Origin of the sequence: Streptomyces sp. NBC_00425 (assembly GCF_036030735.1) — a bacterium.
Lineage (GTDB): Bacteria > Actinomycetota > Actinomycetes > Streptomycetales > Streptomycetaceae > Streptomyces.
Genome location: NZ_CP107928.1, coordinates 2,493,156 through 2,509,756 on the forward strand (window position 1 = coordinate 2,493,156; position 16,601 = coordinate 2,509,756).

At 69.6% G+C, this 16,601-nt stretch carries 12 protein-coding genes and 2 pseudogenes; 6 read left to right on the forward strand and 8 right to left on the reverse strand.

Going from position 1 to position 16,601, the window contains the following annotated elements; genetic code table 11:
- Positions 1-605 precede the first annotated feature (605 nt).
- Both OHS82_RS10430 and OHS82_RS10435 read left to right on the forward strand, forming a co-directional pair.
- Positions 606-3,875, forward strand: a complete 3,270-nt coding sequence (locus tag OHS82_RS10430; RefSeq protein ID WP_328433749.1) for a S8 family serine peptidase — start codon at positions 606-608, stop codon at positions 3,873-3,875.
- Between the two features lie 627 nt (positions 3,876-4,502).
- A pseudogene (locus OHS82_RS10435) lies at positions 4,503-4,592 on the forward strand (MerR family transcriptional regulator); the annotation flags it as partial.
- 154 nt (positions 4,593-4,746) lie between these two features.
- Here the strand turns inward: OHS82_RS10435 and OHS82_RS10440 are convergent.
- From OHS82_RS10440 to OHS82_RS10455, 4 genes are all read right to left on the reverse strand, one after another.
- On the reverse strand, positions 4,747-5,682 hold the full coding sequence (locus OHS82_RS10440; protein ID WP_328433750.1) for an NADP-dependent oxidoreductase: 936 nt from the start codon (positions 5,680-5,682) through the stop codon (positions 4,747-4,749).
- A 1,183-nt stretch (positions 5,683-6,865) separates the two neighbouring features.
- On the reverse strand, positions 6,866-8,302 hold the full coding sequence (locus tag OHS82_RS10445; RefSeq protein WP_057576147.1) for a DUF2252 domain-containing protein: 1,437 nt from the start codon (positions 8,300-8,302) through the stop codon (positions 6,866-6,868).
- A gap of 132 nt (positions 8,303-8,434) precedes the next feature.
- Positions 8,435-8,761, reverse strand: a complete 327-nt coding sequence (locus OHS82_RS10450; protein WP_057576146.1) for a carboxymuconolactone decarboxylase family protein — start codon at positions 8,759-8,761, stop codon at positions 8,435-8,437.
- A 208-nt stretch (positions 8,762-8,969) separates the two neighbouring features.
- Positions 8,970-9,512 (reverse strand): cation:proton antiporter domain-containing protein, encoded by a 543-nt coding sequence (locus tag OHS82_RS10455; RefSeq protein WP_107105130.1) that lies wholly within the window; start codon positions 9,510-9,512, stop codon positions 8,970-8,972.
- 59 nt (positions 9,513-9,571) lie between these two features.
- Between OHS82_RS10455 and OHS82_RS10460 the strand changes: the two genes are divergently transcribed.
- Together OHS82_RS10460 and OHS82_RS10465 are read left to right on the forward strand one after the other, a co-directional pair.
- A complete protein-coding gene (locus OHS82_RS10460) occupies positions 9,572-9,781 on the forward strand; it encodes a potassium channel family protein (RefSeq protein ID WP_057576145.1) in 210 nt (69 codons plus the stop codon).
- Between the two features lie 452 nt (positions 9,782-10,233).
- On the forward strand, positions 10,234-10,602 hold the full coding sequence (locus OHS82_RS10465; protein ID WP_328433751.1) for an amphi-Trp domain-containing protein: 369 nt from the start codon (positions 10,234-10,236) through the stop codon (positions 10,600-10,602).
- Positions 10,603-10,868: 266 nt separating this feature from the next.
- Here the strand turns inward: OHS82_RS10465 and OHS82_RS10470 are convergent, their stop codons facing one another.
- From OHS82_RS10470 to OHS82_RS10485, 4 genes and pseudogenes are all read right to left on the reverse strand, one after another.
- Complete coding sequence (locus tag OHS82_RS10470; protein WP_328433752.1) at positions 10,869-12,179, reverse strand: diacylglycerol/lipid kinase family protein; 1,311 nt, start codon at positions 12,177-12,179, stop codon at positions 10,869-10,871.
- Between the two features lie 377 nt (positions 12,180-12,556).
- Positions 12,557-12,919 (reverse strand): annotated as a pseudogene (locus tag OHS82_RS43500) (AI-2E family transporter); the annotation flags it as partial.
- Positions 12,901-13,395: a GNAT family N-acetyltransferase gene (locus OHS82_RS10480; protein ID WP_057576138.1), complete on the reverse strand. Its 495-nt coding sequence runs from the start codon at positions 13,393-13,395 to the stop codon at positions 12,901-12,903. The pseudogene OHS82_RS43500 and the gene OHS82_RS10480, both read right to left, overlap by 19 nt.
- Positions 13,396-14,097: 702 nt before the next feature.
- A complete protein-coding gene (locus OHS82_RS10485; protein WP_328433754.1) occupies positions 14,098-14,796 on the reverse strand; it encodes a tectonin domain-containing protein in 699 nt (232 codons plus the stop codon).
- Between the two features lie 522 nt (positions 14,797-15,318).
- Here OHS82_RS10485 and OHS82_RS10490 point away from each other — a divergent pair.
- Together OHS82_RS10490 and OHS82_RS10495 are read left to right on the forward strand one after the other, a co-directional pair.
- On the forward strand, positions 15,319-15,843 hold the full coding sequence (locus OHS82_RS10490; protein WP_328433755.1) for a PadR family transcriptional regulator: 525 nt from the start codon (positions 15,319-15,321) through the stop codon (positions 15,841-15,843).
- Entirely contained in the window at positions 15,840-16,532 is a 693-nt protein-coding gene (locus OHS82_RS10495; protein ID WP_057576133.1) for an ABC transporter ATP-binding protein, read from the forward strand. The genes OHS82_RS10490 and OHS82_RS10495 overlap by 4 nt, the downstream gene beginning before the upstream one ends.
- Positions 16,533-16,601 lie beyond the last annotated feature (69 nt).

Genomic DNA, 16,601 nt, shown 5'->3' on the forward strand with positions numbered 1-16,601 from the left:
TGTGATGTGCTCTGGCTCTGACGGAGTCAGCTTGCTGGTTGCAGGCACTCGATGAGCTTCTTCGGGGTCAAGGCTTTGGCGTTGTCGCGTGACGCCCCCAGTTCGTGGCGATCTGTCAGTTCAGCGGGGCCGGAGTGTGACAGTGACCGTGCCTGCCGATGCGTCATCGCTGATCCCGATTGCCCTTGGCCAACTCCGTGAGTGTTCCGACGTCGTTTCCGAGGAGATCCCGGGCCTGCCGGCGCGGCTGACCGAGGTGTTGGACCCGCGGGATCCACGCAAGGGTGCGCCACCGCCCGGCCGGGGAGACCTCGCAGTACATGCTCTGGAGCCGGAATCTCGGCCAGGGCGAACCCGACACCCCCACCACTGTCACCCCGGCGGTGGCCGCGGGCGAGGGCTCTGACTCAAAGTGATCTGGCCTGCTTTCCAGGCCACGCGGTACCTCTGCCTCGTCGAACACGGCGACGGTTCGAGCCCCCTCGGGCGCACGGTTTCGACAGTCCCACCGTAGCCCCCGCACACCCCCACAGCCGCAGAGGCGGATGGCGCCCGGACACCTGGCGCCCGGCTCTTCCGCGGCACCCGATCGATATGGATCACAAGTGACACGCACACCCATACGCCCGAGAGCGGCCATCACCACTCTCGCGCCCCTCCTCGCCGGAGCCCTGACCCTCATGGCGGTCATCGCTCCCACCTCCACCGCTTCCGACACCAACTCCACTGGGGGCAAAGGCAGTTACGGCGACGACACCTACATCGTCAAGCTCGCCGACCCACCCGTCGCCGCGTACGAGGGCGGGCTGCCCCGACTGCAGCGGACTGCGCCCACGGCGGGGAAGCGGCTCGACGCCGACTCCGCCACGGTCGAGAAGTACGTGGCGCACCTGGACGACCGTCGGGAGCGGGTCCTCGACGCCGTGCCCGGTGTCGAGACGCTCTACGACTACTCCTACACGTTCAGCGGATTCGCCGCCGAACTGACCGGCCGGCAGGCCGCGAAGCTGGCCTCGACGCCTGGTGTCGTCTCGGTGACCCGGAACACGGTCGCTCAGCTGACGTCGACGGGGCCCGACGATGGGCCGAGGGCGGACGGCCGGGCGGAAACCTACATCCGGACCGTGGCCGATGGCCGGGACGGGACCGAGGGCAAGGTCACGGCTTCTGCGGCCCAGCAGCCGACCCCTTCCGGCGGGGTGAGCGGCCCCCAGGGCCAAGGTCTTTCAGGGGCGCGGGGCACCGCGCGATCAGCACTCACCGGACCCGCAGAAGTCCGAACACCGCACACCCCGGGCTCCCAGGCGCCCCGGACGGCCCGCCACGCCCAGTTCCCCGACACCCCCCGACTTCTCGGCCTCTCCGGCGCCAAGGGCCTGTGGGCGAAGGCGGGCGGCCCCGAGCACGCCGGAGAAGGCGTGATCGTCGGGATCGTGGACACCGGGTTCGACCCCTCGAACCCGATGTTCGCCGCACTGCCGAATCCGCGCCCCGACGCCGGGGCCATCGCCAGGAAGTGGCACGGCGACTGTGACCCGGGCGACGACCCCACGCACAAGGTGACCTGCAACAACAAGGTGATCGGCGCACAGTGGTTCGGTGCGGGCGTCCCCGCGGACCGCGAAGACGCCCCCTCGCCGTTGGACACCAGCAGCCACGGCACCCACACCGGCAGCACGGCCGCCGGGAACCACGGCGTCGCCGCGTCGGTACCCGGCAGCAACGCCGAGGGCAGGCTCAGTGGTGTCGCCCCGGCTGCCCGCCTCGCCTTCTACAAGGCGTGCTGGCCGGGCTTCGGCTGCCCGACCGTGGACCTCACGGCCGCGATCGACAGGGCCGTGGCGGACGGCGTCGACGTCATCAACTTCTCCATCACCGGCACACTCACCGAGCAGCCCGACATGGAGGCCATGTTCAACGCGGCCAAGGCGGGCGTGTTCGTCGCCGCGGCCGCCAACAACGGCGGCCCGGACTCGGTGCACCACACCGGCCCGTGGGTCACGACGGTCGCCGCGTCGTCGCACGACACCCAGTACACCACCTCCCTGGTCCTCGGCGACGGCCGCCGCTACACCCGCGTCGGCCTGAACCCGGGTGCCGGCTCTGCCCCGCTGGTCGAGGCAGCCGCCGTACGCAAGGACGGCTCGGACGCCGGCCGGGCTGCGCTGTGCGCGCCAGGCACGCTCGATCCGGCCCAGGCGAAGGGCAAGATCATCGTCTGCGACCGAGGCGGTGCCGGCATCTGGGAGGACGACAAGTCGGACGAGGTCCTGGCGGTCGGCGGCAAGGGTCTCGTACTCACCGACACCCCGGCCTACGACGAGTTCCTGCCCCCGTACGTCTTCTCGGTGCCCCTGATCCAACTCGACCTCGACGACGCGAAGGCAGTCCACGCATACGCCTCCCAGGCCGGCGCGACCGCCCGGTTCACGCCCACCCAGAGCAGCCACCGGGCCACCCGGGAGATCGCCTCCTTCTCCTCCAGCGGCCCGGACCACTTCAGCGACGGCGACCTGCTCAAGCCGGACATCGCCTCCTTCGGTCAGACCATCCCGGCGGGCGTGGTGCCCGGCAGCACCAGCTATTACCCCGGCCGGTTCAGCTTCTCCGACGGCACCTCGATGGCGTCCCCGCACATCGCCGGCCTCGCCGCCCTGCTGCGGCAACTGCACTCCGACTGGTCACCGATGGAGATCAAGTCGGCGCTGATGACGACGGCCACGCCCACCGACGAGAACGGCGACCCCATCGGCCGCGAACTGGCCGACTCCGCCTCGCCCCTCGACTACGGCGCGGGCCTGCCCCGAGTCACCCGGGCCACCGACCCCGGCCTGGTCTACGACTCCACCTCCGCCGACTGGACCGCCTACCTCTGCGCGATCGGCCAGAAGCCGACCACCGAGGACGGCACCGATGCCTGCGCCACGGCCACGAAGACCGACCCCAGCGACCTCAACTATCCGTCGATCGCAGTCGGTGACCTGCTGGCCGGTCAGACGGTGACGCGCACGGTCACCAACGTCTCGGCGCGCACCGCCACGTACAGGGCGAATCTCCAGACCCCGCCGGGCTTCCGCGCCGAGGTCACCCCGAAGCGGCTGACGGTCACGCCGGGCGCGTCGGCGTCGTACAAGGTGACCTTCGAGCGTACGAGTGCGGCCCACAACGCCTGGTCCTTCGGCTCCCTGACGTGGAGCGACGCGCACAGCCACCACGAGGTCACCAGCCCGGTCGCCCTGCGCTCCGTAGCGTTGTCCGCCCCGAAAGAGGCCGTGGTCACCGGTGGTGACTCCGCGACGCTGAGGCCCGCAGTCGACTGGAACGGCGAGCTGACCGCGAAGGCGTCCCTCTACACCGGCGAGAAGACCACCGGCACCCTCACCGGCACCGACCAGGCGGACTTCACCATGAGTCAGGGCACCAACGACGCCGTCGTCAAACACCACGTCCACGTCCCCGCAGGCACCCCCTTCACCCGGTTCGCCATCACCTCCGCGGACCACGTCCCCGGCAGCAACCTCGACCTCTACGCCTTCGACACCAACGGCAACCACATCGGCGACTGGGCCGGCCCCGGCTCCGACGAACACGTCGATCTGCCGCCCGGCGACTACGACGTCTACGTCCGCCAGTCAGAACTGCCGACAGGCACCACCAGCCAGCAGTACACCCTGCGGAGCTGGAAGGTCGGCCAGGGCACCCCGGCCGTGACACCCACGGTCACCCCGAGCGAGCAGAATGTCTCGGCGGGCGACCGTCCGGAGGTCACGGTGTCGTGGCCGGACGCGAAACGCGGCCAACAGTACGTCGGCGCCGTCGAGTACGGCGACGGGTCGACCACCCTCGGACACACGGCGTTGACAGCCACGCCGTAGCCGCGCCTCGGTAGCCGTTGGTGCGAACCATCGGTGAGCGATCCGCCCGCGCACTCCCCGAGTGCGCGGGCGGATCGCGTCGGCCCGAACCCTGACCCGCTCCGGTGCCCCCGATGGCCCGGCAGGTGCCCCTCGTTCCCGGCCGGCCTCCGCTCTGCCCTACAAGTGGCAGCTCTGGTAGGGAAGTTGCAGCAGGAGAAGGCATGAGTGGTGCGACGGGACAAGGCGCGGACGATGGCCGCGGTGACCGCGGATGCAGCGTTGTGCTCCACATAGCCGAACTCGTCACTCCAGAGACGGTCGACGCGGCCGTAGTGCGCGATGGTTTTGGCCAGCACCTTCTCGTCGGCGCGGCCTGAAGCACCTTCCGGGCCGGAGGCTGTTGCTGGACACTCATGAGTTCCGTTGGGGATCCAGCGCGGCGGCTCAGGCGTTGCTGAGATGAGGCAACGACGTATGCGTGCACACCGTCTTCCACGACTGGCTGCCGATACAGGGGTGGTCGCGCGGAGCACCCGGTTCACGATTCTGCTGCATCCTGCCCATGCCCGGATACGGCGGGCCCCCGTATCCCCCGGCACTGGCCGGGCAAGTAGTCGAGGCCGTGCGTAACGCCGTGAGCATGAGGAGCAGCGCCTGCTCGGCCCCACGCGTACCGGCGGCGGGCAGCGAGAGTACCAGGACGGCTCGGTCCAGCGGGTCAGGATGATCCAGTAACTGTACGCCGCCGGCCCGTCGAGCAGGCTCGTCCGGGAGGTCCTGCCACGATGCATGAACGAGGGCGACGCGCCCTCCGGTTCACCGAGAACCTCATCACCGAACGGGCCCGCCCCGGCCGGCCATGTCCCAGCCGTACGAAAGGGCCTCGCGCTCACTCCATGGTGAGGACCACACGCCCCTGGAACCCACCCCTGATCATGTGCGCGTAAGCCTTCGCGACCTCCTCCAGAGGGTACGTCTCCGCCACGCGCAACGCCAGGTCTCCCGCCGCGGCCAGGTCGGACAGTGTCGAAAGCATCGCTCCGTCCGGGCCGACCTGCGTCAGCAGCACCCGGATGCCCCGCTCGGCCTGGGGCAGGGCGTCGAGCCGTGTGGTCACGAACCTGCCGCCGTCCGCCACCGCCCCGATGACTGCCTGCCCCAGCCTGGCCGTGTCCAGAACGGCATCGACTCCCTCGGGACGAACCGTGCGGACCGTCTCGACCAGCGGCTGCGACGCCGACACGTACACGTCGGCACCCGCCACCTTGCTCGCGAACTCGCCGTCGGGCGAGAGGTCGGTCGCGATGACCACCGCTCCCCGTCGCTTCGCGAGCTGCACCGCGTAACCGCCGACCGCCCCCTCCGCGCCGGTGATGAGCACGCTCTGGCCGGCCTGGATACCGAGCAGTTCGACGGACTGGGCAGCGGTCAGCCCGTTGAGGGGGATGGTGGAGGCGTGGACGGGGTCGACACCCCCCGGCGCCGCCGCGATCGCATGGGCAGGAACCACGATGTACTCGGCCTGCCCCCGGTTCAGCCCCAGGGGCAAGCCGTAACTGAACGCGATGGCAGGCTGCCCGGGCGTCCAGGGGGTACCCGGGCCGACGGCGTCGACAACGCCGGCTACATCCCAGCCGAGGCCATAGGCGACCCCCTCCGGCGGAGCCGGGTAATAGCCCCCGACCCAGGCCGCCGCATCGGCCGGGTTGAGCGCGGCCGCCTGAACCTTGATACGAACCTCACTCAAGCCGGGAACAGGCTTGGCGACCTCGGCGACCTCGACCACGTCCGGGCCGCCGAGCGAACGGTAAACGGCTGCGCGCATGAGTACTCCTGCTGTCGGTCGCACCCGCTCACAGCAGGCACGGAAGATCTTTGGTGGCAAGGGGGATGTCCGCAGGGAGCTGCGGAACGCCAACAGCAGCCACGCTAAAACCTGACGCCAACGTCAGATGCAAGTCGGGGTGGGGGTACCGGTCCGAAGCCCAGACGCAGCCGGTCGCCGCGAACCGTGCCCCTCTTGCCTTCGCGTCTCACAAATGTGTCACGGACTGGATCGCCACCATCGATCCTCTACGCTCTGACCTGGCCTTTCGTGGACCCGCATGCTCTCACTGGACCGGCATGGACGGCATTTCCAACCTGTGCCATGTGGTGCCCAGTGAGGGACCCAGGATCAGAACCGGAGCGTCTTCTGGCCCGTCAAAGCGGTATTGCAGGGTGTTCATCGGTGTCTCGCTCACCCGCCTGAGCCTCTCATCTGTCACGACAGCCCCTATGAGCGGGGTCCTGGCTGTGGCTGTTTGACCAGGTGGAAGACCTCCCTGGCCGCCTCACGGCTCCCCACTTCCTGGCCCGATCGCGTATCCGCTCCCAGCACCGCCTCCCCCGCAGGGCGACGGCGCTACGGGTCTGCGGAGCAGGCGGCGTACTGGACGGAGTCGAACTGGACACACCCGTCCCCTTTCCGGTCCGATAGCGCGTCGCGTTGCCGGCACCGGGCCGCGTCGGGCGGTCAGAATCGTGAGGACGCCACAACTGATCGGCAGGCCCCTGTCGGGACACGCCCCGCCGGCCCGGCACCGGCAACGCACCATCCCCGGCCAACGGCCGACACTGTGTGACTCAGACACTCTGGTCAGGCGAATCATGAGTCAGACCGCGGACCCGGGACAGCACCCACCCATCCTCCCGCCCGTCACAGCATCCCCACCCACAAACACTGAGCATGTTCAGTCCCAGTCCTAGGGACATCCCGGATCCGACTCCGGCCGATCGTCATACGGCACACAGACCGACACCTTCGTTCAGGTTGCTCCACGACCGGTGCGGCTTCTCCACGGCTGCGTGCGCCACGAGGCAGGGCACCAACGTGCGGGCATTCGGGTGGATACGCAGTGGGTGGCCCAGCGGCAGCGCCGCCCGCCGCCCCGGCCGCAGGCTGCACGGCATCAGGATTTCCCGGATCTCCGACGAGCAGCCGAGCAAGGTGGGCGTCCTCTCCCGGGTCAGGCGGCCGGCAGTTCCTCCGCGGGGAGCCGGCCTGCGTGCACGGCGTCGACCAGGGCTTGGTGGTCGCGCTCGTTCTGGTCGGCGTATGCCTCGGCGAAGGTGGCGAGTGCGCGGTCGAAGGAGTCGCCGCTGCCCAGGTAGGCGGCGATCGCGATGCGATCGCCGGACCGGGCGTGCGCGCGAGCCAGGGTGACTCCGCACAGCTCGCCGAACGCCTGCATGTCCTTCGGCCCCATCCTCTCCGGCATGGCGATGCCCTTCCAGTCCCGCAGCTGGCGGACGTAGAAGTCGCGCTGTTTGCCGTCGATGCCGTCCACCCGTTCCCAGCCGAGGAAGATGTCGCTCGCGGCCTGCATCAGCCGTTGGCCCGAGACGACCCGTTCGCCCTGGTTGCGGTAGCGGCTCGTGCCGACGTGTGCGGCCAGTACGGAGGTGTCGGCCTCCTTGGCCTGGAGGAAGAGCGGGTCCTGGTCGCTCCGGCCGAGCAGGAGGAAGATCCAGCATCGGGTGCCGACGCTGCCGACGCCGACCACCTTGCGGGCGACGTCCGCGAGGCGGTAGTCCTCCAGGAGGGTGCGCCGGTCGGAGGCGAGCGTGCGGCCGTACCGTTCGATGAGGCCGCGGAACTGGCGCTCCAGGGAACTGCGTTCGACGTCCGGCAGCAGGTCGCCGACCGGGATGAGCAGCGGGGGATCCGCCGCGATCCTCGGCTCGCCGTCGACCGTCTCGGTGAGCTTGTCGAAGGCCTGCAGGCTGTCGCGGGTACGGGCCTTCGCCATGGCGCGGGCCAGGTTCTTCTGGCCGCGCTTCGTTCCGTGGAGTCGGCCCGTGGCCAGGGTCTCCAGGAGGTCCGCGTCGATCTTCGCGTACCAGACGTCCAGGTTGCCCGTGCCGGCGAAGCGGATCATCGCCTCGCGGTAGGAGCGGACCGTGGAGCTCACGATGCGGGCGCGCTCGTCGTCGTCGAAGCCGTTCGCCCGGCCCGCGATCACGAGACTTGCCGAGAGCCGTTTGACGTCCCACTCCCAGGGGCCCGGCAGTGTCTCGTCGAAGTCGTTGATGTCGAACATCAACTGTCGCTCCGGTGATGCGAGCAGACGGAAGTTCAGCATGTGTGCGTCCCCGCACAGTTGGGCCGTGAGTCCCGAGGTCGGGCTGTCGGCCAGGTCGGACGCCATGATCGCGGCGGCGCCCCGGTAGAAGCGGAACGGGGCCTCCATCATCCGGCCGTAGCGGATCGGGACGAGTTCGGGCACCCGCGCTGCGGACTGCGCCTGAAGGATTGCCAGCGGGTCCGGCCGGTCGGGGGACGGTTTGTACTCGGCATGTCCCGAGCGCGGTGAGCGGCGCCGTGCCTCCTTGCCGAGAGCAGCGCGTTCCTGGGGCGTGGTGTGGGGTGCCGCGCGCATCGCCGTGGTCGCGTTCTGGGTCATCCAAGGCCCTCCTGCCTGGTCCTGCGGCCGCTTGGAGCCCCGGCACGGAAAACCTCGGGCGGAAGGGCAGCTCTGTCGCCTTCTGCCCGAGGTCTGCCGCGTGGATCATCGATGCCGGGCGGGCGTCCGCTCTCAGCCCTGGGCCTCGATCTCGGCGTCGGCGACTGCGATGGCGATGCCGAGTGCCGCGGCGATGTTGCCTGCCGCGGTCATGACGCGGGCGGTGCCCACGATGGGTGCGATGGCGACCAGGACGTCCTGCAGCTGGTCGGCGGTCATACCGGTCTTGAGGGCGGGGTCGATATGGGCCGCGTAGGAGATCGGCGGGGCGTCCGAGGCGGCGAGTGCCGCGATGCGCGTGAGCAGGAGCATGTCCGGGGTCAGCCCGCATCGCTCGATCGAGTCGACGGTCATGGCGGCGAGGGTGTCCAGGACAGGGGTTTCCGATGCAGTGGACATGTCGCATGCCCTCCTGGTCTGTTTCAGGGCCCGAGTGGGGGAGGCAGGCGGAGGAAACGGATTTCCGCGCCCCCGGGATCTCCCTCAACCCTAGAACTCATCCGGGCCTGGCGCCTGAGGGCGGGCAGGCCGGTGGTAGTCCGGCCGGACGCAGGACCGGGCCGACCCGGGTTGCCGGTGGCGAACCGCGCCGACAGATCCCGCCCGGTCAGCGCAGGCGTCGTGAGCCGCCGTGCTGTTTGCCGAAGCCTTCCGACGTGTCCTGGGCCTCGCGCAGGTCGGGGGTGGTGGTCTTCGCGGCGTCGTACCAGTTCCCGTAGAGGTCGGCGAAATACGGGGCCGACATGCCGTGCAGCAGAATGCTGAGGCCGATGGTGGCCGCGACGACCCGCCCGTTGCGCACGAGAGGCGGGACACGCGGGCTGGACCTGGCGGTCTTGCCGAGCGCCGCATCGGTGGGGGCGAGAAGCGCGCCGAGCAGCGCGAATTCCCAGAGGGTCAGGCCCGGAAGCAGGGGCCACGCCAGCAGCCACCCCAATCCGATGCTCAGCGGCAGGCCGATCGCCAGCAGACGCAGGGGCAGGAAGCCGCCCGTGCGCAGGTCGCGTCGCCGCACCGTCATCGAGTCGGTGAAGAGCAGGAGGGCCAGGGCGGCCTCGATCAACGTCAGGACCGGGGCTGCGTCATGGCCCAGGTCGAGAACGTCCAGCCCGATGGGCCCGATGAGCACGCCGAAGCCGGTGAACACCATCGGAGCCGACACCGGCGTCGAGGCCGGGCGGCGGCGGGCCGCTGACGCACACCGACGGGTTGTACTTCGCCGTCACCGTCTTCGCGACGGTCGGGTTCGGCGACGTCACGGCCAAGAGCGAGGCGGCTCGGCTCGTGGTCACCGGGCAGATGATCGCTGATCTCGTCATCCTCGGGCTCGCGATCAAGATCATCATGGGTGCTGTCAGCCGGCGCCGACAACCGGGAGGCGCCTCCGGCGCACAGCCCCCCGAGGAGATCCACCGCTAGGAACACGGGTGAGTAACGAGCAAGCGACCCACCGTCGGCCGCGAACGGTGGATCGATCGCCGTCGCCCACCAGCACTTGTCATCAGCGTCCGGCAGGTAGGGCCCGCGAGCAGATTGGGGAGACCCAGTTGGTCGGCCGGCCAGGGCGGGCCCCGGCGTGTCGGAAGGTCTTGCGGAGGCTGTGGCAGGCGGTCAAGCCTCCTGACGCTCGGAAGCGAGACGTGCGGGATGCCGTGTCCCCACGCCCTCTCGCCGGGAGATCACACGACCGACGAGGAGACGGGCGTCTCGTTCGATGAACCTGCCCCCCGTTCGGGCCTGCCCTTCGAGCTTGCGAACGAGGTCTACGTCGTAGGGCGTTCCGGCTCTTCGCCCGGCCGTGAGGATGTCCCATACCGTCCGTGACACCAGAATGGGTGTTATCCACTCTTTCCGGCGGATCGGAGACACCCATGAAGGACCTCAAGTTTGAGCAGAAGCGCTCGCTGTCACGCCTTGAGGCGGCTGACCAGCTCATGGCACTCGCAGCAGCGCTGCGGGAGGGTGGGGATGCCGAACTGGAACTCAGCCCCGGAACGCTGAGGCTGCGGATCCCCGACGACCTTCGCAGCGAGATAGAGGTCGAGATCGGCGATGGGGAGATCGAGCTGGAGATCGAGTTCAAGTGGCCGACCGCATCGACCCGGACAGCGCCATCGCGGACGGTCGCAGGCACCGGCAAAGCCACGGGGCGGAAGAACGCGCCAGCCAAGCCCGGTCGGAGCAGCGCGGGCACCAGCAGGAGCAAGAGCGCGAAGCGGTCCGCTACGAAAACGCCCTGAGTCGTGCCGGGGACCTCGGGCTGACCACCACCTCCTGTTCGGCGCGCAGCCGCCGACCTCGTTGTAGGCCGGTCAGCCGGGAGCGTTGGCAGACGGGCCTATGACAGGTTTCTCTACCTTCGATCCATCGACCACCTCCGCGTCATCCCCAACAGGTGGATCGACCGATCGACTCGTGCTGGACACCACGCACACGCAAATTCACGCCTGGCCGGTGAAAACCCATCGATGACGTCCGGAAGGACGACGGCCTCTCAGACCCAGTCTCAGCTCAGGGCCAGCTTCCGTAGCCGCCGCCAGTCCATGGGTGCCCTCGTCCGGGGCACGCCAGGGCGGTGGCGTGGTACCCGTACGTGCAGGGCCCGGGGGTGGATCGTGCATCGTACGGGCGTCGGCAGGGTCAGTGCCTCACCGTCGACCCCGGCCTCGATCTCGGGCTCGTCCGCATCGATGACGACCTCCTGGGCGGTCAGGCTGGTGAGGCCCGGTGCGTTCCTCCCCGCGAGCAACTCGGCTGCCTGCGCTGCGTTGTCGACATTGACGCCCAGGACGCCGAGGGCGCCTGAATCCAGGACCTCACGGCGTCCGAGGCCGGCGAGGTCGCCCGTCCGGTAGGGGTTGTTGCTGACGAGCACGGCCTGGGGTCCGCCGATGGCCATGTCAGCGGTGCGGACGGCCAGACGGGGACCGCGTCGGTGGGTCAGCAGGTCGGGAAGCGTCTGGAGGATGGTGCGGACCTTGTCGTCGCGGTAGGCGGGACTCTGCACCACGGCCGCGTAGGTGCCGAAGGACGCGTTGTTGACAAAGGCTCGATCACCGATGAAACCGAGGTCGACGCGGAGTTCGACGCCGTCGGTGAGCGCGTCCAGGCAGGTCGACGGGTCGTCCCGGTCCAGACCGAGGTCGAGGGCGAAGTGGTTGCGGGTTCCGGCCGAGATCACCATGAAGGGAATGCCGTGCCTGGCAGCGACTCCGGCGACCAGGGCCTGTGTGCCGTCACCGCCCGCGACTCCGAGAAGGTCGGCGCCGTCCTCGACTGCCTTGTCGGCGAGCGCGACCACGTCCTGCTGATGAGCTGTGTCCAGCAGGAGGACGTCGGCGTCGAGCGCCTCGGCCTTCTCCTTGAGGTGGAACTTCCCCACCTTTCCACCGCCTGATCGTGGATTCATGATGAGGAAGGGGCGCTTGGGAGGAGCGGTCCGCGTCTCCGGGGGCCCGGCCGGCTCGATGTCCCTGCTGAGTGCCGCTACGCCGACGGAGACCGCGAGGGCCCACAGGGCAAGGGAGACGAGTACGACCCACAGCAGCTCCGCCCATGCGTAGAGCGCCAGCACCGCGAGCGGGGCGACGACGGCCAGGGCGAAGGCGAGCAGCCTGCCGATGCCACGCAGGGTCAGTGCCCACCACAGGCTCGCTCCTGTTATGGCCAGCCCGGCCACCCCGGCGCCCAGGAGCGCGATGCTCTTGAAGCCGGCGAACACGAGCAGGATCACTACGGCAGCGAGCCCGGCCACGAGGGCAAGCCGTGCGGACCAACGCTGGACGGGGCTACCGCGCGCCCCGGAGTCCCTGTGCATGGAGCCTCCTGCTGGTCGGGGCACGGCCGACGCGACTGTGCGGGGCACCGCGTCCAGTGGCGATCCCAACCGTTGTCCGAGCGCAGCGGGTCAACGGCGAACGAGCCCGGTAGCCGAGCCTGCCCCGGGGCCGCGATTCGGGCGTCCACCTCGTTCGCTACCCACGGGGAGGCGCCTTGGCAGCGGTTCGGTCTGCCGACGGCCGCGACCGGGGACGGCTGCGACGAGGCCGGACTCGCTGCGGTGCAGTTCCGCGCAAGGGCGCCCCCGCCACCATGTCCATTGCACCACCCGGCGGTGTACGCCGCATGTTCACCACCACCGACGCGGCACGATGCAGAGCGGTGATCCCCCGCCCGAATCGATCGACACTTCAACGCGGCGGAGAGTGGGACAGCCAGGAGCGCCCCGAGCACGCCGGCGATGCCGGCGCCGGCGGCCACGGACAGCATCACGGTGGCCGGGTGCAGGGACACCGTGCGGCTCTGGACGGCCGGTTGCAGGAGGTTCCCCTCAACGGCCTGTACTGCCAAGACGACAAGGAGCGCCCACAGCGCCGTGGATGTCCCGCCCTGGGCCAGGGCGACCAGTACGGCCACCAGGCCGGACAGGAACGCACCCACGAAGGGGATGTAGGCGCCCATGAAGACGAGGGCGCCCAGTCCGGCGGCCTCGGGAACGCCGAGGATCACCAGCCCGACGAAGAAGAGCAGGCCGTCGATCAGCGCGATGAGTGTGGAATGCGGAACTCGAATTCGGGACGGTCCCACGGCACCGCGGGCGGGTTCGCAAACGCGGTCCCGGTCCGCACCGCACCCACGCGGTGGTAGAAGTCCTCGGCGGGAACATGCGACACGACCTTGACACGGTCGAGCCCGGCGGCACGGGCCTCGGACTGCATGTGCGCCACGAGCAGCCGCCCAATACCCCGTCCTTGCACTTCGTCGGCGACGAACAACAGGTCGAGCTCCGGTGGCGCGAGGACGAGCGAGTAGAACCCGAGGACCCGGCCTCCATGCTCGTCGGCGCCGACGGCCACAAAGGCGCGGTGGGCCTCGATGTAATCAGGACCGACCCGGTAGCCCGCCACTGCCGCTGCGTACTTACCCTCGTAGGCGCCTGAGCCACGCACGAGCCGCGTGAGCCGTTTGGCATCCCGCGCGACGGCCCTCCGTATCGTGATCGGCTGGCTGATCGGGGAAGTGCGTGAACTCATCGGGAGAGTATTTCGCACCGGGGAGTGCCCTCCTGCGGCGGGTCGGCTGCTCGGGCAGGCGTTCCTGCACCCCTCCCGGGAACCACTCCTGCGAGCGCAACCGATCTCACGCCGAAGCCGCGCCGGAGCGCTCCGGTGCGGCTTCGGCGTCTCACCGCTCCGCACGGAGGCCCCCGTCGGAACGGTTTCTGGCGGGCCTCACTGCCCCTATGACGCGGGTCATGACTGTGTGGGCCTGACCAGGTGGAACACCTCGCGGGCGGCGTAGCGTTTCAAGACATCGGACGATCGGCCGAACCGCTGGACGCGTGGGAGACGCACGAGAACGCCTGGCGGCCGTCGTCCCGGCCCGCGTCCTTTGGCTGGGATCCCGAGGACGCGGCGGAGATCGCCCGCTGCGGGCGAGGTAACTCGAACTCGCGGGGCTGATCGTCGCCCATGCGTTCTGGAGCGGCTTCGCCGCGGCCGACGTCGCCGCGGCCCGTGACGCGCTCAAGCACCACCACGAGCAGAAGACCGCCGACGCCTCCCGCTAGCCGCCGACCGGTTTCCCCCCGCCGGTCGGCAGCAGCACCGGGCCTGGTTGCAGTGGAGGTCGCGGCCGCGCTGCCGGGGAGGGCGTCGAGGTTCGCCGTCACCGCACTCGCCGTGCGGGGTCCCGGTCGCTGCGGACTGGGACCCCGCACGACTTACTCACGCAGGTCAGCTCGGCTGGTCTCCGGTGTAGCGGAAGATACCGCCGGCGGAGTTCACGACCCAGACGGTGCCGTCGGCAGCCGCGCCGACGTCGACCGCGGCGCCGGGGATGCCGGTCCAGGGGTTGGCGTCGTGGCCGGTGTAGCGGTAGATCTGGTCGGAGGAGTTGACGCCCCAGACGTTCGTCCGGGAGCCGACGGAGATCCGGGACAGGCCGCCGGAGATGCCCACCCAGTCGGTGGAGCCCTGGTCCCCGGTGTAACGGAAAATCGCGCCCGCGGAGTTCACGTGCCACACCGTTCCGTCCGCGGCCACACCGATGTCCACCGCACGACCCGGGATACCGATCCACGGGTTCGCGTCGTGCCCGGTGTACCGGTAGATCTGCCCCAGCGAGTTCACCCCCCACACATGAGTACGCGACCCCACCGAGATGCGGGTCAACCCGCCGGATACGCCCACCCAGTCGGTGGAGCCCTGGTCCCCGGTGTAACGGAAAATCCCACCGGCGGAGTTCACGTGCCACACCGTTCCGTCCGCGGCCACACCGATGTCCACCGCACGACCCGGGATACCGATCCACGGGTTCGCGTCGTGCCCGGTGTACCGGTAGATCTGCCCCAGCGAGTTCACCCCCCACACATGAGTACGCGACCCCACCGAGATCGTCGTCAGACCACCAGAGATCTGCTTCCAGTCAGCCACGCCTGTGCCCCTTTCGCGTCGCACCTTGCACCCGGTACATGCGGCGCGACTAGGACACCCAAACAGCCCCATATACTGATTGACCTGTTAAAACATCCAGAAATCGATGTTTGATGCGGCCTCGCTCCCAGGACGCACGGCACCCAGGCAGCCCTTGCCAGTTTCCGAAGACCAAAAGCGCCGTAACCCACATGGAGGCACCAAGTCCTCCTGTCCTTCAGGCGTCCACGGCAAGCCTGAGGTCACCGCCGACCAGCCCCCGCCTTCGCCCGTGCCCGGGGCACACTCGGTCGGGTGAAGACGGGTGGGCGACCACACTGCCATCACCCCGATGCCCCGTCGTCTGCCGACAACGGCCGTGCAGAGGTGGGGGGTTCGGGATCGGGGTCCGTTTCCGGATCGTGACGAGCGAAGGCCCACCTCTCTCACCTGCGGAGTCGTACGCCCCGTCATGCGCGGCGCACTCCGCGTATACACGCGAGGTATACATGCGGCGTATACACCGTGTGTAGAGTGAGTCTCATGTCCATCGGTCACACCCTTTTGGGGCTCCTGGAGTCCGGCCCGCGCCACGGTTACGACCTGAAGCGGGCCTTCGACGAGACGTTCGGTCACGACCGGCCGCTGCACTACGGCCAGGTCTACTCGACGATGTCCCGGTTGCTGAAGAACGGCCTCGTCGAGGTCGACGGCGTGGAGGCCGGGTCCGGCCCGGAGCGCAAGCGCTACGCGATCACCGACGCCGGCATCACCGACGTGGCGCGGTGGCTCGCGACCCCGCAGAAGCCGGAGGAGTACCTCCAGTCGGCGCTCTACACCAAGGTCGTCCTCGCGCTGCTCACCCACCGGGACGCCGCCGACATCCTCGACGCCCAGCGCTCCGAGCACCTGCGCAGCATGCGCATCCTGACGGACCGCAAGCGCAAGGGCGATCTGGCGGACCAACTGATCTGCGACCACGCCCTCTTCCACCTCGAGGCGGACCTGCGCTGGCTGGAGCTGACCGCCACCCGACTCGACAAACTCCGTGAGGCTGTAGCCCGATGACGACGTCTCCCCCCGGTTCCCTGCTCACCGCGCGGGACCTGCGCAAGACCTACGGGCCCACCCACGCCCTCGACGGCGCCGCGTTCTCCATCCACCCCGGCGAGGTCGTCGCCGTCATGGGCCCCTCCGGCTCGGGCAAGTCGACGCTGCTGCACTGCCTCGCGGGCATCCTGCCGCCCGACTCCGGGTCGATCGCCTACAACGGCCGCGAGGTGACGACGATGAGCGACGCCGGGCGCAGCGCACTGCGCCGCTCCGAGTTCGGCTTCGTGTTCCAGTTCGGGCAACTCGTCCCGGAACTGACCTGCGTGGAGAACGTCGCCCTGCCGCTCAGGCTGAACGGCACCTCCCGCAAGGAGGCCGAGCGGGCGGCGCTCGGCTGGATGGAACGCCTGGAGGTCGACGACCTGTTGGGCAAACGGCCCGGCGAGGTCTCCGGCGGCCAGGGCCAGCGCGTCGCCGTGGCACGCGCGCTGGTCACCGGCCCCCGGGTGCTGTTCGCCGACGAACCGACCGGCGCGCTCGACTCCTCCAACGGCGAACGGGTGATGGACCTGCTCACCGAGGCGGCCCGGTCCACCAACGCCGCCGTCGTCCTCGTCACGCACGAGGCACGGGTGGCCGCCTACTCGGACCGCGAGGTCGTCGTACGCGACGGCAAGTCCCGGGACATGGAGCGCGCCGTATGAGTCCGCTCAAGGGGCGCCTCGCACGCATGGGGGTCACTTCGCTCGGGCGGAGCGGGAAGCCGGGGGGAG